Below are 23,506 nucleotides of genomic sequence, written 5' to 3' on the forward strand. Positions count from 1 at the left end.
TAATCGGCTGAATTAACCGAAAAAAGCCCCTTTTATTGCCCGATCAAAAAGGGCGGGTATCGTGTCTAATGGCTAGCATCAGACAGGTGTAAAGCCCAGCAGGCGGGACTCTGAGGGCTGAGGCCGTCCAAAAAAATACCCCTGGAACAGCGAACACCCTTCTTCTTTCAGACGCCGGAACTGCTCGTCGGTTTCCACGCCTTCGGCGGTGGTCTGAATATCCAGACTGCGGCTCATGCCGGTGATGGCGCGGATAATCGCCAGCGCTTCCGGACTGTCCTGCATATCATTAATGAATGACCGGTCGATTTTGATTTTGTCGAACGGGAATGACCGCAGATAGCTCAGTGATGAATACCCGGTGCCAAAATCGTCCAGCGCGATGCGGATGCCCAGCGCTTTCAGCTGGCGCAGCGTACCGACATTTCCCAGCGTGTTGTCCAGCAGGACGGACTCGGTGATTTCCACTTCCAGCCGTTCCGGCGCAAGCCCCGAGGCGGCCAGAGCCGATTCGACGACGGACACCAGCCCGCTGTTTTTGAACTGGATCGGCGAGAGGTTCACCGCCACGGTCTGATTTCCCGCCCAGGTAGCAGCTTCGCGACAGGCCTCATGCAGCGCAAAAGATCCCAGGCTGTGTATCAGGCCCGTTTCTTCGGCAATCGGGATGAAGTCGACCGGCATGATCAGCCCGTTTTGCGGATGGTGCCAGCGCATCAGCGCTTCGTAGCCCATCACGGCATCGTGCCGCGCATCGGTGATCGGCTGGTAATAAAGACGCAGCTGATTGCAGGTTATAGCGTCGCGCAGATCCATTTCGACCACACGGCGTTTACGTGCGGCGGCATCCATCTCAATGCGGAAATCTTCATAGCGGTTGCGGCCATTGCGTTTGGCTTCGTACAGCGCCATATCCGCGCAGCGCAGCAGCTGATCCGGGGAGTTATCCGTCGAATCTGCCAGCGCAATACCGATGCTCAGGCCGACCGACAACGAGTGACCGTCGATGATCACCGGCGGGCGCACCGATTCAATCAGACGTTTTGAGATCTGATGCGCATCGGAGATATCTTTCAGCCCCGGCAGCACCACGGCAAACTCATCGCCGCCAATTCGCGCCAGCGTATCGTCGTCACGCAGGGTCATGCGCAGCCGTTTGGCAATGGCGCGCAGCAGTTCATCGCCGACCTGATGACCGAGTGCGTCGTTGACGTTTTTGAAGTTATCGAGATCCAGACAAAGCGTGGCCGTATGCGTGTGGCTGTAACTGTCGTGTTGCAGGGCTTCGTTGAGGCGCTGACTGAACAGGATGCGGTTGGGCAGGCTGGTCAGATTATCGTGATGCGCCATGTGGTGGATACGCGCATGGGCGGCGTGCTGGTCAGTCACGTCGTCAGCGATCATCATGACGTAGCTGGTCTGCGGATCGTGCCCGCGGATCACCGAACTGGTGGTTTGCAGAGTGCGGTCACCCACGGCGGTCAGCAGTTGCTGCTCGCTTTTATGCACGCCTTCCGCCCGCAGACATTCATCTGACTGCTTATTGATAAAGGTGCTCAGGCCGACGCCCATGCAGTCCTGCGGACGTTTACCCAGCATCTCTTCGCGCGAAATACCCAGCAGACGTTCAGCCTGACGATTCACCAGCAGAATTTCCCGCGAGACAGCGTTTTCAACAATCACAGACGAAGGGATATTGGCGATCACCGTGTTGAGAAACTGGGTGAGGGCGGAGAGCTGCTCGCTGTTGGATTCCGCCAGATCTTTGGCATACATCAGCGCCTGTTCATTTTCACGGCGTTCAGTGACGTCGCGGGTGATTTTGGCAAAACCGATGATGTTACCGGATTCACGCAGGGCTTCGATGATCACATGCGCCCAGAAGCGTGAACCGTCTTTGCGCTGTCGCCAGCCTTCGGATTCATAGCGGCCGGTTTCCCGTGCCGTCTCCAGCCCGTGCTGCGGCCAGCCACTTTTTTTATCTTCCTCGGTGTAAAAACACGAAAAATGCTTCCCGACCACTTCCTCAGGCGAATAGCCCTTAGCGCGCTGCGCACCGGCATTCCAGTTCGCCACGGTGCCATCGGGTTTCAGCATGTAAATAGCGTAATCTTCTACGCGTTGAACCAGCAACCGATACAGTACGTCAGAATCTTCGTTCATTATATTTTGCCTGCTAGCTGGCCGCCTCTGTGCGGGATCCTCCCAAATCAGAGTCCGGCTAAATAGTGCGCCTGTTCCCGACGCATTTCTGCTGTGATGTGCGGTGAAACGTTAGCATAAGATAATTCTCAGTTCGTCAAATTTTGCCTCTAACGTGCTTAAAATTAAGCCTTTTTAGCAAAAAGATCGGCCTTAAGTGAAATTTCACTTTTGGTCTGAAAGAGGCGTAAAAGTTATCGGCAGTAACCTGCCGGGCTTTAATGAAAGGGCACAAAAAGCTTAAGGGTTTGTAAGGCAATTGAGGGGGAGTTGGTCAGGCAGAAATAAGAAAGCCGCAACAGGTTGCGGCTTGATATAAAAAGGGCATTTCAGGCAGGGCAAACGCCGCCTTATTTTAGTGCAGGTTCGCGGTCAGAGAGCGCCGTTGAATAATATGGCCCGTCAATGACCGACTCGCGCAAAATAACGTCGGAGGTAAACTGATTCTGTTGCGATAAATACCCGCCATCGAGCATCGAAATAATCTGGTTAATCACTTCGCTGACCATATCGCTGACTGGATCTTTCACACTGGAGAGCGCGGGAATTAAAAACGGCGCAGTAGGAATATTATCAAAGCCTATTACCGAGACCTGCGCAGGTACCGCGACGGCGGCGTGGCTGAGCTGTTTCATTGCGCCGATCGCCATGTCATCGTTGCTGGCAATCAGCGCGCTGAACGTGACGCCACGGGCGAGAAGGGTATCGACCGCCGCTGCGCCGCTGGCCGGTGACCATTTCCCGGCCACGATCAGGTCTTCCTTCACCCCGATCCCGGCGAAGATTAAGGCGTCTTTATAACCCGACAGACGCTCAGTGGCGGTCGGAGAATCCATAGAACCGGTAATAAACGCAATATCGCGATGACCGCGTTCAATCAATGTCCGGGTGGCCTGAAAGCTCGACCCTTTATGATCACAATAAATACAGTGGCTCTGATGTTTTCTCAGCTTACGGTTCACCACCATCACCGGTTTTTTATATTTATCGATGATCACGTCCATTTCATCGACCGTTAAAAAGCGCGGATAAATAATGATGCCGTCGCAGCGTAAATCATTCAGAAAATCGATCGCCTCGCGCTCTTCGGCAGCGCTGTTTTTGCCATCCACCAGGATCAACTGCCGCCCGTTGGCGTCCAGTTTTTTGGCGGCCTGCGAGATCAGTTCACTGAAATAATTGCCGTTATACAAGGTGTTGGTGACCACCAGGCCGATGCACATCGATTTGCTGGTCGCCAGGTTACGGGCCAGTAAATTCGGGCGATAGCCGGTTTCTTCGATGGCTTTAAAAACCTGATCTTTTGTTTCCTGGGTCACATAGCCTTTCCCGGAAAGCACCCGCGAAACCGTGGCTTTTGAGACGCCTGCTCTTGACGCTACTTCCTGCATTGTCGACATCAGGCACACCTGAAAAATAAAAATGATTCGCTATTCTACACATTTCGTCAGTTTTTCGAGGATTTCGACGCGCGAAGCCACCGCATGGAGATCGTCATCACAAAAATGAAACAGCGTTGTTACTTTTTATTGAAGTCAGCATCAGAACTGAACATTCTCGTATGTAACCGGTTACCTATTGTTTCATCCACCGACTTAAAAAGCGCGAATAACAGCATTTAACGCTCACAGCATCATTCATAACCCTATGAATTCGAGAGAGTTGTCACTCATGTCAAAGAATTTTGCAGCAATGTCACAGTCGATCGTCAGTGCCCTCGGCGGCGCGGACAACGTCGCGGCGGTTACGCACTGCATGACCCGTTTACGTTTTGTGCTTAATGACGCCTCGCGGGTTGATGGCGCAACCCTGAAAAACATCACCGGGGTGATGGGGGTCGTGCGTAATGAAAATCAGTGTCAGGTGATCATTGGCAACAACGTGTCGCAGGCCTATGCCGAAGTACAGAAACTGCTGCCGGAAGGCGTATCGGGAGCAAATCTTGCGCCGGTAAAACGGAAAATTACCTTAAAAAGCATTGGGTCGGGGATTCTTGACGCGCTGATTGGTACAATGTCGCCGCTGATCCCGGCGATCATCGGCGGCTCTATGGTAAAACTGCTGGCGATGATGCTCGAGATGACCGGCGTACTCGAGAAGGGCGCGTCTACCCTGGTGATTCTCAACACTATTGGTGACGGCGCGTTCTTCTTCCTACCTGTGATGGTCGCGGCTTCGGCAGCGGTAAAATTCAAAACCAATATGTCGCTGGCCATCGCCATTGCCGGTGTGCTGCTCCATCCGGCGTTTATCGATCTGATGGCGAAAGCGGCTGCCGGGCAAAAAGTCGAATTTATCGGCATCTCCATCACGGCGGTGAAATACACCTACACCGTCATTCCCGCGTTGTGCATGACCTGGATGCTGTCTTATATCGAAAGATGGGTTGACCGCATTACGCCGGTCGTGACCAAAAACTTCCTTAAACCGATGCTGATCATGCTGATTGCCGCACCGATCGCCATCGTCATTATCGGCCCGCTGGGGATCTGGATCGGCACCGGCATTTCTGCGGGCGTGTATACCGTTCACCACTATCTTGGCTGGCTTTCCGTCGCCATTATGGGGGCGGCCTGGCCGCTGCTGGTGATGACCGGGATGCACCGGGTGTTTACGCCGGGCATCATTCAGACCATCGCCCAGACCGGCAAAGAAGGCATGGTGATGCCGTCCGAAATTGGCGCCAACCTGTCCCTTGGCGGGTCTTCGCTGGCCGTCGCGTGGCGCACCAAAAATCCGGAATTACGTCAGACCGCGCTGGCCGCTGCCGCTTCGGCAATCATCGCCGGCATTTCTGAACCGGCACTCTACGGTGTCGCGCTGCGGCTGAAACGCCCGCTTATTGCCTGTCTTATCAGCGGATTTATCTGCGGCGGCGTGGCCGGGCTCGGCGGGCTCGCCAGCCACTCGATGGCCTCACCGGGGCTGTTCACCAGCGTCCAGTTCTTCGATCCGTCGAACCCGATGAGCATCGTCTGGGTATTTGGCGTGATGATTCTGGCGATTGTGATTTCCTTCGTCACCACGCTGTTGCTCGGCTTTGAAGATATTCCGGTGGAGACGGCGCAGCCTGACGCTCAACAGCCGACGGACACACCGCAATCCAGCCCCTTTGCCGCCGGGCAAAGTGCGCTAAAAACACATTAAAGACCCTACAGAAGAGGACTTTCTCATGGCAGCATCACCATTTCCTGACGGCTTTTTATGGGGCGGCGCGATAGCCGCCAATCAGGCCGAAGGTGCCAGCTTTGAAGGCGGAAAAGGCCTGACCACGGTGGATATGATCCCGCACGGCCAGCACCGGCTGGCGGTGAAAACCGGTCAGGAAAAACGTTTTTCGCTCAGAGACGATGAGTTTTATCCTGCCCATCAGGCGATTGATTTTTACCATCGTTACAAAGAAGACATCGCGCTGATGGCGGAGATGGGCTTTACGGTATTCAGGACCTCGATTGCCTGGAGCCGTCTTTATCCGAACGGTGATGAACAGACGCCAAACGCCGAAGGCATCGCGTTCTACCGTGACGTGTTTGCGGAGTGCAAAAAGTACGGCATCGAACCGCTGGTGACGCTGTGCCACTTCGACGTGCCGATGCACCTGGTGATCGAATACGGCTCGTGGCGTAACCGTAAAATGGTGGAGTTTTTCGCCCGCTACGCGCGCACCTGCTTTGAAGCCTTTGACGGGCTGGTGAAATACTGGCTGACCTTTAACGAGATCAATATTCTGCTGCACAGCCCGTTCTCCGGCGCCGGTCTGGTGTTCGAAGAAGGGGAAGATCAGGAACAGGTGAAATATCAGGCCGCGCATCATGAGCTGGTTGCCAGCGCCCTGGCGACCAAAATTGCCCATGAAGTGAACCCGCAAAATCAGGTCGGCTGCATGCTGGCGGGCGGTAATTTCTATCCGCGCACCTGCAAACCGGAAGATGTGTGGGCGGCATTGCAAAAAGATCGCGAGAACCTGTTCTTTATCGACGTCCAGGCACGTGGCGAATATCCTTCTTATACCCGCCGCGTCTTCGCGCAGAAGGGAATAACCATTGCGAAAGAGCCGGGGGATGACGACATCCTGAAAAACACCGTCGATTTTGTGTCGTTCAGTTATTACGCCTCCCGCTGCGCCTCGGCAGACATGAACGACAATAACAGCAGCGCAGCAAACATCGTTAAATCACTGAAAAACCCGCACATCGAGGTCAGCGAATGGGGGTGGGGCATCGACCCGCTCGGCCTGCGCATCACCATGAACATGATGTACGACCGCTATCAGAAACCGTTATTTCTGGTGGAAAACGGCCTGGGTGCGAAAGATGAAATTAACGAGCGTGGCGAAATCGATGATGATTACCGCATCAGCTATTTGCGTGAGCATATCCAGGCGATGGGCGAAGCCATTACCGACGGTATTCCGGTCATCGGTTACACCTCGTGGGGCTGTATCGATCTGGTGTCGGCATCCACCGGCGAAATGAGCAAACGCTACGGTTTCGTGTATGTCGATCGCGATGACAGCGGCAACGGTACGCTGGAGAGAAAACGTAAGAAATCGTTCTGGTGGTATAAAAAGGTGATCGCCAGTCACGGAACGGATTTGCAGTAATCTGACCGGGTAAATATTCAGGCCAGCGCCATGCTGGCCTTTATTTTGGCGCATCCTTTATGACACTCTGTGGTGTTTTAAATACTGGTCATCCTCTCATACAATCACTTAATGAATGATGGCTAACAGCTTTGCCCACTCCTCAACCTGTGAACGGTATATAAACTCAATAATATCGGTATCATAAAGTCTCATGCCTTTAATTTCTAATACAATGCAGGGGTAGTTTACAGGCATATGTCTGACCAGTTCATTTTCAATTTCACCGGCTTCAAGCATTGGCGGAAAACCGTCATCAATATATAAATAATCTTTCGTCATCCATTCTCTGTATTCGGATTCATTATTTAATAGTTTCATCGTGATTACTCATGTTTTCTGTAATGACAGACAGCGTTATGCTTTTCATTCTACGCAGGCATAACCCTCAACGATATCTTGTGTGTTAGAGGAAATATGACCATCTGACAGGTAGGCATAGGCGTAGGCACTGACATCGAAACTGGAAATATCAGAAGACCAGAAGACAACGCCTGAATGCGGCATATCTTCCACACTTTCTCCCCATTCTTCCCATAAAGAGGTGCCGGGTGCGTGACGGACATGTTGTCCCGCGGAGAGTTCATCCAGCTTAGGCAGACGCAGCCCCTGATTTTCACACGCTTTTTTGGCGTCCGGCCAATTTTTGCCGGAGGTACTTGCGGTGTAAAAACGCTCAGGGGAGAAAATAATGGATGCTCTTTTCTCATTATGTCTGGCCATAATACGCACCGCGCCTTTTGTTTTAAATGTCACCAGTCCGCTGTTCGAGACTGTCGCGATGGCACTGTTACTGGTGGTCCAGTCTAACTGGTCAGCCAGGTTATCTGTTTCCATTTGTACTTCGGCACCCGCAAAGGCGGTGTGTAAACTTTTATCGCCACTCACGGTTAATCGCGCGGAGGTATTATTCGGTGCGACGATATATCCCACAATATTGATAGCGTGCGGGTTTACCGGTCCGTCAGGAATATTATCCGAATTGTCATAACTGCTGATATCGCCGATCTGAAGGGGAGTATTTGCCTGAGGAAAACCGGTAACCGTTTTCGGAGTAATATTCACACCGATGACACAACCCTTGTCGGCGGGCCTGATAACATAATTTGTCGTGCCTTGTGACAGCGTTCGCTTATTATTCGCCGCATCCAGACATATCCATTCGACAGAAGGGAGGGTCACATCATCATCACCTTCATCATCATTAAAACGCCAGGATAAAGAAATACTGTCATTGATTTCGAGTTCGTCATTATCGCCAATAATATCGTTATCCCGCGTGATATTTATCGTTTCGGGAAGGTCTTTATTATTGTAAATCACAGGCGCTGTACCGGCGACGATGCCCGCTGACCCCGTCATAACTTCTGCGGTTGCCATGAATGAGACGCCGAGAGAGGTTGCCACTAAAAAAGCGATCCCGGTGACGTTGGGTTTATTCGTTTTCATTTTTTACACCATAACAGCGGGAGTCTGGTTATTCAGTAAAGGGAAATAAACCGGGCGGTCGTCGCCCGGCTTATTCAACGCCGGGAAAGATTATTTTTGACGCTTACCGGACTTTAATGTGGCTTTCACTTTTGCGGTGTAATCCACTTTCAGCTGATAACCCTGAATACCGTCCGGGCCGGCGCTGGCGAAGACGTTCTTCGCCTCCGCGTTGGTTAATTGCAGTTTCAGATCCTTGTTATCGGTTGAGCTGACGGCCGCACCTCCTGCTGTACCCGCCGTTGCCGAGGTACCGTCGAAGGTCCACACGTAGCTGTAGTTAGAGGAAGCATCCACTTCACCGGCATCCATGACGTTGTTGTTGTTGGTGTCATACCAGATTTTGAACTGATAGCTGTGGCCAAGGATCAGCTGACTGTTCGCTTTGCCAATCAGGTTAGTGCCAGGATCGGCTGCATCGACAATCATGGTTGACACAGTTCCGCCAACGACCGGACCGTCAGGGATATTATCTGTGGTGTCATTTTTACTGATATCCTGAATGGTGAGGGTTTCTCCGACCGTTGGGATACCCGTCGAGGTGGTTTCAATGATCGTCACGCCAAGATAACGTCCGGCATCGGCCTGCGCGAGCGTATAGTCGGCGTTGCCGTCAGCAGCGGTGATATCCTTTTTGTCGCTCTGACCGTCTGACGTGGTGAACCATTTAATGGTTTTTTCACTGGCGTCCGTATCCCCTTCGGCGTCTTTTAAAACATAACTCAGGGTGACTTTATCTCCGACGGCCATTCCCGTGACAGAGCCACTTTCATGTCCGTTGGAAAAGGAGACGCTGTGATCGACGGCACCCGCACCGGTACCGGTGAGAACAGGTTTGGTACCCATTATCTGACCCGCGCTGGCGGTGGTATCCGCAACGGCAAACTGTGAACAGCTCGCAAATAACAGGGTGGCGAGCAATGTTTTATTGAAATTTTTCATAGGTAATAAAGACTCTTGTTAATGAGATAATCGTAAACTCTGAATGAAGCTGCCAGTTATTATCGGGTACGTAATGACTCAACGGATTTCAACCCTTCCTGCGTCAGCTGGTAATCCACTTTTAATTCATAACCCTGAATACCTTCTGCTCCGGCACCGGCGAAAACGCTCTTCGCCATAGCATTGGTGGCTGGCAGAATAAGGCTATGGTTGTCTGTCGCGGAAACGGCAAAGCCGCCCGGCGTTCCCTCCGGCGTGACCCCGGTAAATTGCCAGCGGTAATTCATCAGCGACGATAATGGCGTTGACGAGGTATCAGAAATAGTTTCCCGGTCACTGGCATCCCACTGACCATTGTTATTACTGTCGTAGGCGACCCTGAATAAATATTCATGGCCTAACTGAAGGGTATTTCCCCGGGTAGCCGTCAGATTAATATCCGGAGCTGCTTTATCCACAATGGCGGTATAAAACATGGTTTCAGCCGGGGAGAAATTAATCAGCACCGCATTGGTCCGTTGTGTTTCTTTATTTTCTGGTGAAGCGACAATGCTATAAACGCCGCTCATGGTACTGCTGACCGCGGCTTTTCCATTATCCGGAGAACGGGTGTAGAAAAGACAAGATGTTGCTGCGTCGCATTTTTCTTTTGATGCGTGAATCACCACTTCGCTGCTATGACTTTTATCTTCCATTTTGTAAGCACGGAACGTCATATTCAGATCTTCTGCATTAATTGGTGTCGTTTCACCTGCCAGCCCGGCAATTTTGCTCCCGCTGGCTTCTAAATCGACCACACTTTTACCGTCAGACAGAACTTTGGTGGTTTTCTTCTCCTCACCGGCTTCATTAATAACCAGCTGATAGGAAGAAGGGGCTTCTGAAACGATTATATCCACTGCGTTTGACTGCTTGCTGCGCCCTTTATCGTCGAGCAGCATCACCGAGAGCGTATATTTATTGGCATTAGGATCCGGAGAATCCACCCAGGCCGGGAACGTCAATGTCCAGTGGTTATTGGTGCCTGCGCTGATATTTTGCTCAGGGGATAACGCGGGTAAACCTAACTGTGTTTCCGGATTAAACGCGCCAGAGGGGATCCAGCGGGCTTCTTTAATCGCCAGATGTGAGGAAATGGAGGCATTTACGGTCCAGTGACATCCTTCATAGGCCTGTGCTTGCTCCGGGGTATCAGCAAGAATACATTGTGCTGCGGTGCCCGTCGGTTTGAGGTACAAACCGATATCCAGATCGTTTTTTTCGCGGTATTCGAGAACGATGTGATTATTACGATCGACGAAATCCATCCGGCTGCCGGCCAGCGTTCTCATTTGCGACACGGCGGAAGCATCCAGTTGTTTTGAAATGGGCACGCCGATGCGGTAATCCAGCGCGAGTTCGGCGGTCACTTCATCGCTATCAGAATTCCCTTTTTTATACCCCACGCCAAGGGTGACCATGGGAACCGGCGTATAATCTGCGCCCAGCGTGACCGCGGAAGGGTCTTTTTGCAGATCATCAGTGCCAAACAGCGCCACTTCGTCACCGTAATACTTTTCATAAACCAGTGACGAACCAAGCTGAGGATAGGCAGGTAAATAAGCCTGCACACGCATATCCCAGCCCCTTGCCGGACGCTCTTCATAATTTTCCAGATCCCGGGAATCTTTCCATGAAGATAAAGGCAGATAATAGTTACCGCTGAGCTTTAAAAAGTTTGTCCAGGCCTCACCACCAAAACCTATACGCCGGTGATGCCGGGTAATATCGTAATCATAGAAAGTATTGGCACCAATCATCCAGTCCTGGCTGAGATTATGACGAATACCGGCACCCAGGTTAGCTATTGTCCTGCCATCGGTATTATGAGCAGAAATTTGATTAAAAAAGAGATTATCCTTTCCCTCAATGATCGGGATGAGATAATCCAGTGACGAGCCGTCAAGGCTTCCGTCATCATCGAGAACGAATTGCGTACTGATATGCCCGTAGGGAGAAAGTAAAGATTCGGCTTGCGCCTGTGCCGCGCCGCTGGCCATTCCTTTTCCGTACTGGAATAACTGTGATTTCAATCCTTCAGGTGTCAGATTTTGAAAATTTTGTTGCGCTTCACTCGTCGCCATTTGTGCCGTCTTCGAGGCCCAAATATCATTCTCAGCCGGGTTATTTTTTGTCTCGCTTTGATCTGCGTCGTCAGATGATTCGGCACGGCTGCCGAGATCAGGCAACGGGATATTATCAGAGGCCTGTACTGTCTCTGCAGGAATTTGACAAAATAAAGATATTGCCAATGAATAAAAAATAAATTCTTTCATCATATTATTAGCCGAAAATACGGGGCAAGTTCTTAAAAAAGAATGATTGAGTATTCGCAATCAGATATTACTCTGGCTTTGCGCGGGTAAATTGTATTCCATGTGGGTGGATGAAGCAGATCTTAACAACAATGGGTTTTTACAACAACGTCCGTTTTTGGACAGTTGACCGGACTAACCGAATGAGAGATAAGAATTTTTTTATCGAAGTGATCTCTCGCTCCCACAGCGCAGGACAGCGTGAATTTTTCAGTAATGAAGTTATTTTGATTTAAAATCAGCAAGTTAAATAATATTTTAAAACGAGGAATATCAGAGGCTTTTGTGGAAAGGTTTTGGGTGATTGACAACTATTCAGAACAAACAGAACCCCAGTCAGAATGATTTTGGCAGTTTTCTTAATATGCTTACCAGCTTGCCACTTTCTATTTTTATATATTCACCTTGCCGCAGGTGAGATAATATTTTCATTATTCCGCTGCGCGCCAGATGACTACGTTCTAAAATAAAAGTAGGGACATTGATTTTGGTTTTTATCTCAGAGGGAACCTTATCCAGTTCAAGTAACAGGGCGCGCACGATTTCATAAGAAGTCTTATTAATGAGCATGTTTGTTCGGTACGCGTGGTAATCATTGAAATAGGACTGGCAGATCAGCAGTTCTTCAAGAAGAGAGTTTGCATTTATAATCCGGATAACAGAGGACAAAGGCAGTGTTTCTAATACACAGTCAGGGCGGGAAATGAACTTATAGATACTGTCGCGATAGGGTGAACCTTGCATCCCGAAAATAGCGGGGGCGCGGGCAGTGGCAAATAGCATATTATCCGAGTTACGGTAAATATCCACTGTACCTTCAATCACAAGCACGACCTGAGAATCACCTTGTTCATTGTGCAGTTTAACCTCTCCTCCGGCGCGGTCGGGCAGTAATGGAGCAGATAATTGTTTGAATAACCCGATTAATTTAATGATTGTTTTAACGGGCTTTTGCATAGGATGATGACCTGAAGTCGACATTTTTTCAGACAGGTGTTGAGTGTTCATTCCGCCTCTGATTTATTTAAAATTGACTTTCCCTGTTCAGGCGGAAGTCTACCACGGCGGAGGAGAATTGCTATGGACTTAACATGTCAGGTGTTGTTGATTAATCTTTATAACCTCCGTTGTTGCTACGGATGTTATAAAAAAGCAGAAATCTAATTTCTGAAAAATAATGTCATCATGGGTTAATGTGCATTAAAAACGGAAACATTATCCTGCGGTGCTCGCACGCACCTTCAGTTTTCCTGCCATGCGTACGCACGTTGCCGCGTCTTCTCCTGAACAAATATATTCCACCGCCTGACGGCCCAGTTCGACATAAGGCAACTGTACGCTGGTCAGTTTCGGGGTCATCTGATCGGCAATACGCTGATCGTCATATCCGGCAACCAGAACATCCTGCGGAATACGCAGATGCAGTTCGGTCAGCGCCTGATAACAGCCGAGCGTCATCCAGTCGCTGGAGCAAAAAATGGCATCGGGCGGTTCCGGCAGCTTCATCAGTGCCAGCGTGGCCTGATAGGTTTCATTCAGCGACCAGTTGGTGGCCATCACCCGCCGTTCATCATAAGGAATACCCGCGTGCGACAACGCTTCGCGATAACCTTCACGGCGCATTTCGCAGGCCTCCATCCAGTTATCCCCCATGATATGCGCAATACGTGTTGCGCCCTGTTCGATGAGGTGGCGGGTGATCTGCAACGCGTTAGCACGGTCGTCGGGCAGGAAGGTAGGCAGCAGCGGGAAGGCGCGATCGTAGACATTGAGGAGCACAACGGGAAGCGAGGTCTGGTTGGCGAACACCGAAAAATCAATCGCCTGCGTCACGGGGGAGGCAATGATGATGCCCGCACAGCGGCGCTGATTCAGTTGCGAAATGATACGCACCGCCAGCCCGATATCATCGCCATAATCATAGATGGTCAGCAGCGTATCGTGCCGCCACGCGGCTTCACGGGCTTCACTCAGCGCATCAACAAAGGGATCGTAACTTGGCATGGCGTTGAGCAGCAGGGCGATCTCTTCCTGTCCGTTATCCCGGTGCGGCGCAGGCATTTTTTTATAGCCGAGCGACAGGGCGGTATCGAACACCCGCTGACGGGTTTCTTCGCTGAGTTTTATGGCGCGTGAGTTGTTTAAAATAAGCGAAACCGTTGCCTGTGAAACTCCCGCCTCACGTGCGATATCACTCATTGTCACCTTGTTCTTTTTCTCCATCCGCCTTTCCCCGTCACCCTGTTTTATGCCCGGCGCACTATATCACAGCACGCATTTTTGCCAGACCACCCGGGAGCTTGCCTGAAAAGAGTGTGATCGCAATTGCAGAACCCGCCCCCCGTATTTGCAGCCTGGCGGGTTTGATAATAACTATTAGCTAATATTATTAGCAATGGCATGTTACCGGCAACCGGACAAGGAGAACAGAATGAAAACGCAGTGGAGCGAACAACAGGCAGCAGAATGGGGAAAGCAGCAGGGGTGGATTTGCGGATTCAACTACCTGCCGCGCACGGCGATAAACTGGACAGAACTCTGGCAGCGCGAAACGTTTGACGCGCCAACCATTGATCAGGAGCTGGGCTGGGCGCACCAGGCCGGTTATAACCAGCTGCGCATCAATCTGCCGTTCATCGTCTGGCAGGACGATCGCGACGGTTTGCTGGCGCGGATTGATCAGTTCCTGAGTATCGCCGCGCACCATCAGATCAAGGTGATGCTGACGCTGATGGACGATTGCGGATTCTCCGGTGACGAGCCGTTCCTTGGCCCGCAAAAAGCGCCGGAGCCGGGTAAACATAACAGTCAGGCGGCGGCCAGTCCGGGGCGGGATGTAGTGTGCGATCGCGACAGGTGGCCGGAAATCGAGCGCTATGTGCGCGATATTATTTGTCATTTTCGAACCGACGCGCGCATCGCTATCTGGGATTTATACAACGAGCCGGGCAACCGTGGCACCTTTGCCAGCGGGCTTGAAGAAGTGATGTATGACGAAAAGCTTGAGGTTTTTGCGCTCGAACTGATGCAGCGGGCGTTTGTCTGGGCGCGGGAGGAGGATCCGGTTGCGCCGCTGACCGTCGGCGCATGGCATTTCCCGCAAGACCCCGATCAGCCGGAAAGCGAGTTTTTCACCCATCCGGTCGATGTCGCTGCCGCGCAGCTCTCTGACGTCATCAGTTTTCATGCCTACGTCGCCACGCCAAAGCTTTTGCAAGCGCTGCGGTTCTGGCAAAAATTCAACCGCCCGGTGCTGTGTACCGAATGGCTGGCGCGCCACGTGGGCAGCGTGTTTGAAGAACAACTGCCGTTGTTCAGCGCCTTTAACGCGGGCTGTTATCACTGGGGGCTGGTGCGGGGTAAAACGCAGACCACACTGCCGTGGCCTTCGGTGCGCAAGGGGAATCAGGATTACGCCCATTTATGGTTCCACGATGTGCTCGATGAATACGGCATTCCGTTCCGCCGTGCCGAAATGGATCTGGTTCGCCGTTTAACACGCATGAAATAAACTTTTCAACGGCCGCACAGGGACGTGCGGCCGATTCACGAATCTTCAGTGCTTACTACTTCCTTTCATCAGCAGCCATAAAAACCACGGTGCGCCGATCAGCGCGCACAGCAGCCCGGCGGAAACCGGCCACGGCCAGGCGATGTTGCGGCCCAGCCAGTCGGCGATCACCATCAGCAAAGCGCCAAACAGTGCCGCGACCAGACATTGCGCGCGGAAACTTATCGCGCCGCTGTAGCGGGCCAGCTGCGGGGCGATCAGCCCGACAAAACTCAGCGGGCCGATCAGCAACGTGCCGCCTGCGGTCAGCGCCGCCGCCAGCAGCAGGATCAGCATATTGCTGCGCCGCAGCCCGATGCCGAGCGCCCGCGCGGTGGGATGCCCGAGGCCGAGCAACTGCACCCAGCGCTGCAACAGCAAGGCCAGCGGGATTAACACCAGCGCCTGACCCGCGCCCCAGACCGCACGTTCTGCGGTAATGCCTGCGGTGGATCCGGTGCTCCAGTTGAGCAACATCATCGCGCGCGGATCGCCGCTCATCAGCAACAGCATACTCAGCGCCATGCTCAGGTGCGTCAGACACAGCCCGACCATGACCATCGATTGTGGCTGAAAGCGCGAGCGTAACCCGAACATAAACAGCAACAGGGTCGCCAGCAAACTGCCCGCCAGCGCGGCCGGAAACAGCGACGACAGCGGCTGATTAAACAGGACAACCATCAGTACCACCGTCAGCGATGCGCCGCTGCTGATGCCGAGCAGTTCCGGGCTGGCGAGGGGGTTGCCGCTCTGCCGCTGGATCAGCACCCCGGCGACCGCCAGCATTGCCCCTGCGCTGAGTGCGCCGAGCATGCGCGGCCAGCGCCATTCCAGCAGCGCCCGGAACGCAGCGCCTTCCGGCGACCGGTTAACCAGCAACGAAACGACGATCCCGCCCAGCAACATCAGCAGCAAGATCCGCAGCCGGGCGCGGGTCAGCGTGCGGGCGGGCTGTGCGCTGAACGGCGACGGCGTGAGAAGCTGATTGCGCTGGCGAAACAGCAACACCAGCATCAGCGGTGCGCTGAGTAATCCCGAGAGCGCACCGGTCGGCAGATCCCCGCCGGCAGGTGACAGAAACTGTGCCAGCTGATCGACCAGCGTCAGCAACAGTGCGCCACACAGCGGCACCCACAGCATCTGATGCCGGAATGAACGCACGCCGGTCAGCCGCACCAGAGCCGGAGCGGCCAGTCCCACAAAGCCGATAATGCCAAGCTGACTGGTGACCAGCGCACTGAGCGCCACGGCGACGGCAAGGGTGGCGATACGTACTTTCACCACCGAAACGCCGAGCGCACCGGCGCTTTGGTCGGAAAGGCCGATCAGCGCCAGCGGCCTTGCCAGCAGGGCGCTCAGTGCCATCAGTATCAGCAGCGGCAGCAGTAAAAACTGCGTCGCCTGCCAGCCGCTCTGGCTGAGTGAACCGGCCTGCCAGCTGAACAGATCGCTGAGATAATCATGGTTGAACAACACCATCAGCGTATTGAGGGCATTGCCGTACAGGCTGATGACCATGCCGGTGAGGATCACTTTCAGCGGATCCAGCCCCTGACGGGCGATCAGCAGGTAGAGCACCAGCGCGGTCAGCGCCGCACCCGCCAGCGCCAGATTGGTCAGGCCGACAACCAGCAGGCCGGGGAACACAATCATGCTGGCGGACATGGCGAGATTGGCACCGGCGGCAATGCCGAGCGTCGCGGGTTCGGCCAGCGGATTGCGCAATACCTGCTGAAAAAGCAGGCCTGCCATCGCCAGCGCCATTCCCGCCAGCACGCCGATCGCCAGACGCGGTAAAAAACTGTAATGCAGCAACAGGCTGGCGGTTGCCGGAGAAGGCGTATTGCCAGAACGTGAAAGATTACTGAACAGTAAAAATGCGCACAGCAGCGTCAGTAACAGCGCGACCAGCCACGGGAGCAAAGCACGGTGTTGTTTATGCATCGCCCGTTACCTCTCCCAGTGCCGCGGTGATGTGCTGCGCCAGACTCACCGCCGTCGCCAGACCGCCAAACGGGAAGAAGTGCGACAGTTCTCTGGCCCGCCCGGCGGCCACCAGCGGTAACTGTTGCCACATACCCTGCGGCTGACGCAGCCGCGAAACGCGCGTCAGCGTGGTCGGCAGTTCGGTATAAAACAGCCAGTCCGCCGGTAACGACACCAGTTTCTCAATGCCCACATTGGCGGTGCCCATCGCGCCGACCGGCTGCGTCCAGGCATTGCGTAACCCGAGCTGAGTGAGCAGCGCATCGGGCAGGCTGTTGCTGCCATACACCGTGGCGTATTTCCCGTCCTGACTGCGTACGGCGACCAGGATCCGTTGCCCGGCGGCGTGCGCGATGCGCTGTTTGCAGCGTTCGATCGCCACCGCGGACGTCTCCGTCAGGCGGGTGGCGCGGGGGGAGATCGCCAGTTGTTGGCCGAGTTCCGCCGTGAAGTTCAGCAAGGCTGACCAGAGCGGCCCGGCAGAAGGATAGACCGACACCACCTGCAACGGCGCGATGCGTTGCAGGCTGTCGAGGAGGGCAGGCGCAAGCCTGTCGCTGAGAATAAGTCCGGGTTTCAGGGCGGCGATAAGTTCCAGATTCGGCTCCCAGTAGGGGCCGATATCCTGAACCTCTGCCGGTAACACCGGCGTGGCAATCCGGCGGCGAAAATAACCGCCGTCAGATACCGCGAGCGGCGTAATACCGAGCGAAAGCAGGGTTTCCGCCGCCAGCCAGTTGATGGCAACGATACGGTGATCCGCAGGCGCCGCCAGCGCCGACGCTGCATCAAGCAGCGGCAGCGCCAGTAACGCCTTCAGACAGTCGCGCCGGCTGAGTAACAGGCCTGACATCAGAAGCTGTATTTCAGCGAGCCGATGAACGTGCGTTCCTGTCCCGGATAACAGCTGGTGTCGTCGTCGCAGGTGCCGACATAGTCATGATCCAGCAGATTCTGAATATTGAAACCGACAGAAACATGCTGATTAACCTGATATTTCGCCCCGGCGTCGATCAATGCAAAGTTTTTCACCGGCACGGTATTGGCGTTATCACCGTACATGCTGCCGACATAGCGCACGCCGGTGCTCAGCAGCAAACCGTCAAGCACACCCTGATGGAAGCCGTAATTCAGCCAGGTGGAAGCCATATGTTTGGGCACGTTGGCCTGCTCGTTGCCGCGATCGCCGTTGTTGCTGGCGGTGATTTCGGTTTCGGTGTAGGTGTACGACGCCAGGACATCGAGATTCTGCGTCAGCTTCACCGTGCTTTCAGCTTCCACGCCTCGCGAGCGAACTTCGCCGGAAGCCACCTGATAGCCGGTGATCACGTTATTGACGATCTCGTTGGTCAGCACGTTACTTTTGGTGATATCAAACGCTGCCAGCGTCATCAGCAGATCCGGGTCCGGCTGGTATTTCACGCCGACTTCGTACTGGTGCGCCTTGCTCGGATCGAAGGTGCGGTTCTGGCTGTCGGTCCCGCTGTTTGGCACGAAAGATTCGGCATAGCTGATGTACGGCGCAAGCCCGTTATCGGCCAGGTAAGTCAGCCCGGCACGGCCTGTCCAGGCGCCTTTATCCAGCCAGCTGGTGCTGTCGTTGAGATTATTTTGCGTGCGCATACTGATGTCATCGTGGCGGCCGCCTAAGGTCAGCAACCATTTTGGCGTCAGTGAAATCTGATCCTGCATATACAGGCCGAGCTGCGCGGTGGTCTGATCGTTATTGTTCAGGGCATAGGTCGGATCGGCGATATTCTGGCCATACAACGGATTGTAGATATTCAGCGCCGGGGCGGCGGCACCGAAGCGTTTGGCATTGCCATCAAGGCGGCTGTAATCCAGCCCGGTTAACAGACGGTGCGTGACGGAGGCGGTGGAGAAATCCGCCTGCAACTGGTTGTCGATATTGAACGCATTCATGTGCTCGTCAAAACGAATCGCATTGCGCGACACCGTACCGGCGTTGAAATTCACCGCGCCCGGCAGCAGGTTATTCAAAATCGTGTCAGTCTGGCCGTAACGCACGTTCTGGCGTACCTGGAAAATATCGTTGAACTGATGGCTCAGCTCATACCCGACGGTGAACTGTTCCTGACGAAAACGGTTGTAGCTGTAATCGCCGAGCAGGGTATCAGTGACCTTGCCGCCCGGTTTGGTCAGCACGGCGATGGTGCCGCCGGAGGTGTCACGCAGATAATCGGCGCGCACGGTCAGGCTGGTATCGGCGTCCGGCAGCCAGGTCAGAGAGGGGGCGAGATAGACGCGGTTATCTTCCACATCCGGGCCGTCGCGGTACTGGAACTGTGTGTCGCTGTCACGGGCCAGGCCGATCACGCGATACAGATAATGGCTGTCATCATCGATTTTATCGCTCATATCAAACTGCGCCTGACGGCGGTTGAAATTGCCCAGTTCGACTTCCACGTCATGCACGCCCTGCGCCGACGGCAGCTTGCTGATGCGGTTCACAATACCGCCCGCGTCGCCCAGGCCGAACAGCGTTGATGAAGGACCGCGCACAATATCAATCCGTTCCAGCGCGTAAGGTTCGGTGCGGAAATAGCTGTAACTGTTGTTGAGCTGGCGCAGGCCGTCGCGGTAATCATTGGTGGTCAGGGCGTTAAACCCGCGAATGTAGATCCAGTCATAGCCTTTAGGGTCCACACCGTAGGTTTCGGTTTTGACGCCTGGCACATAACGCAGCGCTTCGGTGACGCTTTGCACGTTCTGTCTGTCCATCCGTTCACGGGTAATGACTGACACGGACTGAGGCACTTCCAGCAGCGGCGTGTCGGTTTTGGTGGCGGAGTTGCTTTGCTGCGGAATGGCAGAATAGGGGCCGGTCTGCCCGGTGACCGTCAGCGTGTCGGCGGCGGCAGGCTGCGGCGCCACCACCACGGTGTCGTTGTCAAGGCTGTAACCCAGGCCGCTGCCGCCCAGCAGACGGCCAAGTGCCGCTTCCAGCGTCATGTTTCCCTGTACCGCGGGGGCATTTTTTTGTGCGACGGAGTCCGGCGCGGCAATCAGTTGTACGCCTGCCTGCTGAGCCAGCGCATTAAGCGAAGTGAGAAGCGGCTGGGCAGGCAGTGAAATCGGCAGCGTGGCTGCCGCCATAACCCCCGGTGAACAGACGGCGAGCGCGATCGCGGTCAGGCCAGTTTTGAAACGCGTACCCTGATAAAACGAAGAAATGGTCATGCGGATATCCCCAGAAATAAATCAAATAAGAATCATTATCCTTTCTGAAGACGAGACTGACGCCAAAACCCTGACGTCGTCTCAGGAATATTTTTACTTTATTTTTAATCGGGTCCTTCAGCGCCTGCGGATCTGCGTCTCGCCTGCCTGCAGATTGATTTTCACCGGCAACACTTTGGGCAGGGCGCGGGCAAAACTGTCCGGGCGATAGACGTTAAAACTGCCGCTGATGCGCAGGGCGGCAACCTCCGCCGATCCCGCTACGTAAGGCATATCGCCGTAGCGGGCGAATTCCGCCAGCGCCAGACGCAGCGGCGTGTTATTGAAATTAATGCGTGACTGCCGCCAGTCTGCGATAGCGTCCGGCGCAACCGGTGGCTGACGGGTGAGATTTCCGCGAATATCGCTGGTGGCGCGCTGCGTGGCGCCCAGCACCATCAGATGACGGTCCTGCCCGGTCAGATGCAGTGCGGCCATCGCCCGCCAGCGCATATTTTGCAGCCACGCACGCGGGCCGACGCGCACGGCGCCGCTGCTGACCGCGACATCCACACCGTCGCCGCTCATCGACTGCGGGATATAGCGCACGCTGAAACGGGTGCCAAGCACCGTGACGCGGGAAGGGCCGCTCAGCACCACAAAAGGTTTGTCCTCAAGATGCTTCACGTCAAAAAAGGCCTGCCCCTGACGGAGCGTGACTTCACGCCGCTGCGGGTAATACGCCACGTCGAGCCGGGTTTGGGCATCGAGCGTCAGCACGGTGCCGTCCGGCAGGGTGATCTGTTGTGTTTCTCCGCGTCCGGTATGCAGCTGGGTGGTCATCACCGGCGGCGACAGCCACTGCCAGGCAGGCCACATCAGCAGCAGCAGCGCACACGCCAGACCGGCCAGGTGCCAGACCGGGCGGCGCAAAGCCTGAGGCCGCGCGGCGGGCAGTGAAGCACGCAGACGCGCCACGTTTTTCTGCGGCAATTCACCGACCTGCTGCCACACCTGCTGCATGGCGCGGTATCGCGCGGCGTTGTCGGCCTGCGTCAGCCAGCGTTCAAATTCAGCGCGTTCCCCGGCGGACAGCCCGGTCTGCTGTTGGATCAGCCAGTGCACGGCCTGCTCATCGGTCTGCATATGTGGATCCCTGGCGCTATTCATCAAGGCCATCCTTATTCTTGTCTCGGGCTTGCTGGCCGGAATGCTCCTGCTGCCAGATGTCGTTACTGTTCCGGCAGGCCAACATGGCGCGGATAATGTGTTTTTCGACCATATTGATGGAGATCCCCATCTGGCGCGCGACCTCTTTCTGCGACAGGCCGTCAAAGCGGTGCAGAATAAAGGCTTCACGGCAGCGCGGCGGCAGGCCTTCAATGGTGCGGGTCATCAGTTCAGTATACTGATTTTCTTCGATTAATTCGTAAGGTTGCAGATAAGAAGGCGCTGCAAATTGCTCTGCGTCCGTCTCATCAGCAGCGTCGCCGGACGCTATGTCAGGGCGGCGATAGTGATCGACCAGCAAATTGCGGGCGATACGGTACAGCAGACTGCGGTGCGACCGTATGGGCTGGGTGACCGTCAGCGCCCGGATAAACGTTTCCTGCGCCATGTCTTCTGCATGTTCACGGTCACGGAGTTTCCGGTTTATAAACCGATATAATTCAGTGTAATACTTCTCGAAAGCAGGCACTTGATTCTCTGGTGATGAAGGACAGGGGGGCTTCTGCGATGCCTATATTACGCATAAATCCCCGCGGCTGGCATACTTAAATGATAATCATTCTCGAAAATAATCTGCCCAACCGGTCTGAATCTCTGCGCAGGCCGCCCTCCGGCACGCTTCTTGCTTCACCGCTGTTATCCTCCGGCGATCAGGTTCAACCATGACACTTTCTGCTCTCGATTTTGTACTGGCTTCCAAGAGAAGTGAAATCACCGGCCTGCAACAGTTGCTGCAAATGGGCAAACTGGTGGGAGCGGTCAGCCAGCTTATTCACGTCTTACAACGCGAGCGCGGCACGGCAAATATCTACCTGGGTTCGCAGGGCAAAACCTGGGGTGACCGGCTGAGCGAGCGGGCGCTTCAGGTACAGCTTGCTGAGCAGGCGGTCAGCCAGCAACTTGCGGCGCTCGATCTCCACGGACAACCGATGGCTAACGCCTCGCGGCTGTTCAGCCGGATTGCCGGCGTGTTGCATAGCCTGAGCACGCTGCCGTCGCTGCGCGCGCAGGTTCAGGCGCTGAGTATCCAACAGCCGGACGCCATGAGCCGTTACAGCGAGGTGATCCGCATTCATCTGGCACTGGTGTTTGAAGCTGCGGATACCTCCGGTGATCCTTCTGTCTCACGGGCGTTGCTGGCGATGTTCAGCTTTATGCAGGGTAAGGAACTGGCCGCTCAGGAGCGCGCGCTGGGTGCGGCGGGTTTTACGGCGCGCCACTTTGACGAGCAGACGCACCAGCAGTTACTGGCGCTGATCGAAAGTCAGGAGCGCTGTTTCCAGACATTCACCGAGTTTGCCGATCCCCGCTGTCTGGCGCTGTGGCAGCAACAGCTGAGCGCCGACAGCAGCGAGTTCGAGCGTTTTCGCCGTATTGCCTGCACCAGCGCAACACCTTCCGGCGAAGCCAGCGACGTGGCGTTGCGCTGGTTTGACGTCACCACCGCCCGCATCGACGGCATGAAAATTGTCGAGGATTTACTGGAAGATGTGCTGACCGAATGCTGCCGTCAGCGGATCCGCGATGCAGAACGTGCCGGAGAATTGCAGCAGCAGGAAATCGGCCAGATACCGCGCCATGACCCGCACTACGCCGCGCTGATCCCGCCGCAGCTCAGCCGTTCCGTCCTCGAACTGGTGGAGCAGCAATCCCGCCAGCTACAGGCGCAGGATGCTGAACTGGCCGGACTGCGCACCACGCTTGCCGAACGCAAAGTAGTGGAACGCGCCAAAGGCTTACTGATGCAACACCACGGCATGAGCGAGCCGCAGGCGCACAAGACGCTGCGCGACATGGCGATGAACCAGAACAAAAAGCTGTCAGACATCGCCGACGCGATGCTCTCGGTGGCGGCGGTATTGGGCAAATCCGCGTCCTAATCCTAAAGGAGTATCTGCACAATCTATGTGCCATACGGGTGTGCACCGCGGG

General features: G+C 54.6%; 17 protein-coding genes. 4 read left to right on the forward strand and 13 right to left on the reverse strand.

Translation table 11 applies throughout. The features are described from left to right. Positions 1–78 precede the first annotated feature (78 nt). Positions 79–2,163, reverse strand: a complete 2,085-nt coding sequence (locus ACQZQY_RS15165; RefSeq protein WP_056777448.1) for a putative bifunctional diguanylate cyclase/phosphodiesterase — start codon at positions 2,161–2,163, stop codon at positions 79–81. Positions 2,164–2,552: 389 nt separating this feature from the next. Continuing rightward, positions 2,553–3,602, reverse strand: coding sequence for a LacI family DNA-binding transcriptional regulator (locus ACQZQY_RS15170; protein ID WP_431295905.1), 1,050 nt, complete (start codon positions 3,600–3,602; stop codon positions 2,553–2,555). Positions 3,603–3,873: 271 nt separating this feature from the next. Between ACQZQY_RS15170 and ascF the strand changes: the two genes are divergently transcribed. Both ascF and ACQZQY_RS15180 read left to right on the forward strand, forming a co-directional pair. Beyond that, entirely contained in the window at positions 3,874–5,349 is a 1,476-nt protein-coding gene (gene ascF, locus ACQZQY_RS15175) for a PTS cellobiose/arbutin/salicin transporter subunit IIBC (RefSeq protein ID WP_421670090.1), read from the forward strand. Between the two features lie 25 nt (positions 5,350–5,374). Next, a complete protein-coding gene (locus ACQZQY_RS15180) occupies positions 5,375–6,805 on the forward strand; it encodes a 6-phospho-beta-glucosidase (protein WP_431295906.1) in 1,431 nt (476 codons plus the stop codon). A gap of 108 nt (positions 6,806–6,913) precedes the next feature. Here the strand turns inward: ACQZQY_RS15180 and ACQZQY_RS15185 are convergent, their stop codons facing one another. From ACQZQY_RS15185 to ACQZQY_RS15210, 6 genes are all read right to left on the reverse strand, one after another. Next, a complete protein-coding gene (locus ACQZQY_RS15185; protein ID WP_056777435.1) occupies positions 6,914–7,165 on the reverse strand; it encodes a hypothetical protein in 252 nt (83 codons plus the stop codon). 45 nt (positions 7,166–7,210) lie between these two features. Further along, entirely contained in the window at positions 7,211–8,293 is a 1,083-nt protein-coding gene (locus tag ACQZQY_RS15190) for an Ig-like domain-containing protein (protein WP_431295907.1), read from the reverse strand. A 90-nt stretch (positions 8,294–8,383) separates the two neighbouring features. Next, a complete protein-coding gene (locus tag ACQZQY_RS15195) occupies positions 8,384–9,274 on the reverse strand; it encodes a SinI family autotransporter-associated protein (RefSeq protein WP_431295908.1) in 891 nt (296 codons plus the stop codon). Between the two features lie 59 nt (positions 9,275–9,333). Then, positions 9,334–11,592: an inverse autotransporter beta domain-containing protein gene (locus tag ACQZQY_RS15200; protein ID WP_431295909.1), complete on the reverse strand. Its 2,259-nt coding sequence runs from the start codon at positions 11,590–11,592 to the stop codon at positions 9,334–9,336. A gap of 372 nt (positions 11,593–11,964) precedes the next feature. After that, positions 11,965–12,636 carry a helix-turn-helix domain-containing protein gene (locus ACQZQY_RS15205; RefSeq protein ID WP_431295910.1) on the reverse strand — a complete coding sequence of 224 codons (672 nt, stop codon included), beginning with the start codon at positions 12,634–12,636 and terminating at the stop codon, positions 11,965–11,967. A gap of 207 nt (positions 12,637–12,843) precedes the next feature. Further along, positions 12,844–13,851 carry a LacI family DNA-binding transcriptional regulator gene (locus ACQZQY_RS15210; RefSeq protein WP_431295911.1) on the reverse strand — a complete coding sequence of 336 codons (1,008 nt, stop codon included), beginning with the start codon at positions 13,849–13,851 and terminating at the stop codon, positions 12,844–12,846. A 208-nt stretch (positions 13,852–14,059) separates the two neighbouring features. Here ACQZQY_RS15210 and ACQZQY_RS15215 point away from each other — a divergent pair, with 208 nt between their 5' ends. Then, positions 14,060–15,139 carry a 1,4-beta-xylanase gene (locus ACQZQY_RS15215; RefSeq protein ID WP_431295912.1) on the forward strand — a complete coding sequence of 360 codons (1,080 nt, stop codon included), beginning with the start codon at positions 14,060–14,062 and terminating at the stop codon, positions 15,137–15,139. 45 nt (positions 15,140–15,184) lie between these two features. Here the strand turns inward: ACQZQY_RS15215 and fhuB are convergent, their stop codons facing one another. The 5 genes from fhuB to ACQZQY_RS15240 form a co-directional block, all read right to left on the reverse strand. After that, positions 15,185–17,122 carry a Fe(3+)-hydroxamate ABC transporter permease FhuB gene (fhuB, locus tag ACQZQY_RS15220; RefSeq protein WP_431295913.1) on the reverse strand — a complete coding sequence of 646 codons (1,938 nt, stop codon included), beginning with the start codon at positions 17,120–17,122 and terminating at the stop codon, positions 15,185–15,187. Further along, the gene (locus ACQZQY_RS15225) at positions 17,115–18,017 is read right to left on the reverse strand and encodes an ABC transporter substrate-binding protein (RefSeq protein ID WP_431295914.1); all 903 of its coding nucleotides are present in this window, start codon (positions 18,015–18,017) and stop codon (positions 17,115–17,117) included. The genes fhuB and ACQZQY_RS15225 overlap by 8 nt, the downstream gene beginning before the upstream one ends. Then, positions 18,017–20,365 (reverse strand): TonB-dependent siderophore receptor, encoded by a 2,349-nt coding sequence (locus tag ACQZQY_RS15230; RefSeq protein ID WP_431295915.1) that lies wholly within the window; start codon positions 20,363–20,365, stop codon positions 18,017–18,019. Before ACQZQY_RS15230 ends, ACQZQY_RS15225 begins: the two co-directional genes overlap by 1 nt. Positions 20,366–20,482: 117 nt before the next feature. After that, the gene (locus ACQZQY_RS15235; RefSeq protein WP_431295916.1) at positions 20,483–21,514 is read right to left on the reverse strand and encodes a FecR family protein; all 1,032 of its coding nucleotides are present in this window, start codon (positions 21,512–21,514) and stop codon (positions 20,483–20,485) included. Beyond that, positions 21,507–22,043: an RNA polymerase sigma factor gene (locus tag ACQZQY_RS15240; RefSeq protein ID WP_056777409.1), complete on the reverse strand. Its 537-nt coding sequence runs from the start codon at positions 22,041–22,043 to the stop codon at positions 21,507–21,509. Before ACQZQY_RS15240 ends, ACQZQY_RS15235 begins: the two co-directional genes overlap by 8 nt. 193 nt (positions 22,044–22,236) lie before the next feature. Between ACQZQY_RS15240 and ACQZQY_RS15245 the strand changes: the two genes are divergently transcribed. Then, positions 22,237–23,454, forward strand: coding sequence for a nitrate- and nitrite sensing domain-containing protein (locus ACQZQY_RS15245; RefSeq protein WP_431295917.1), 1,218 nt, complete (start codon positions 22,237–22,239; stop codon positions 23,452–23,454). Positions 23,455–23,506: the final 52 nt, after the last annotated feature.

The organism is Rahnella sp. PAMC25559 (assembly GCF_050632365.1).
GTDB lineage: Bacteria > Pseudomonadota > Gammaproteobacteria > Enterobacterales > Enterobacteriaceae > Rahnella > Rahnella rivi.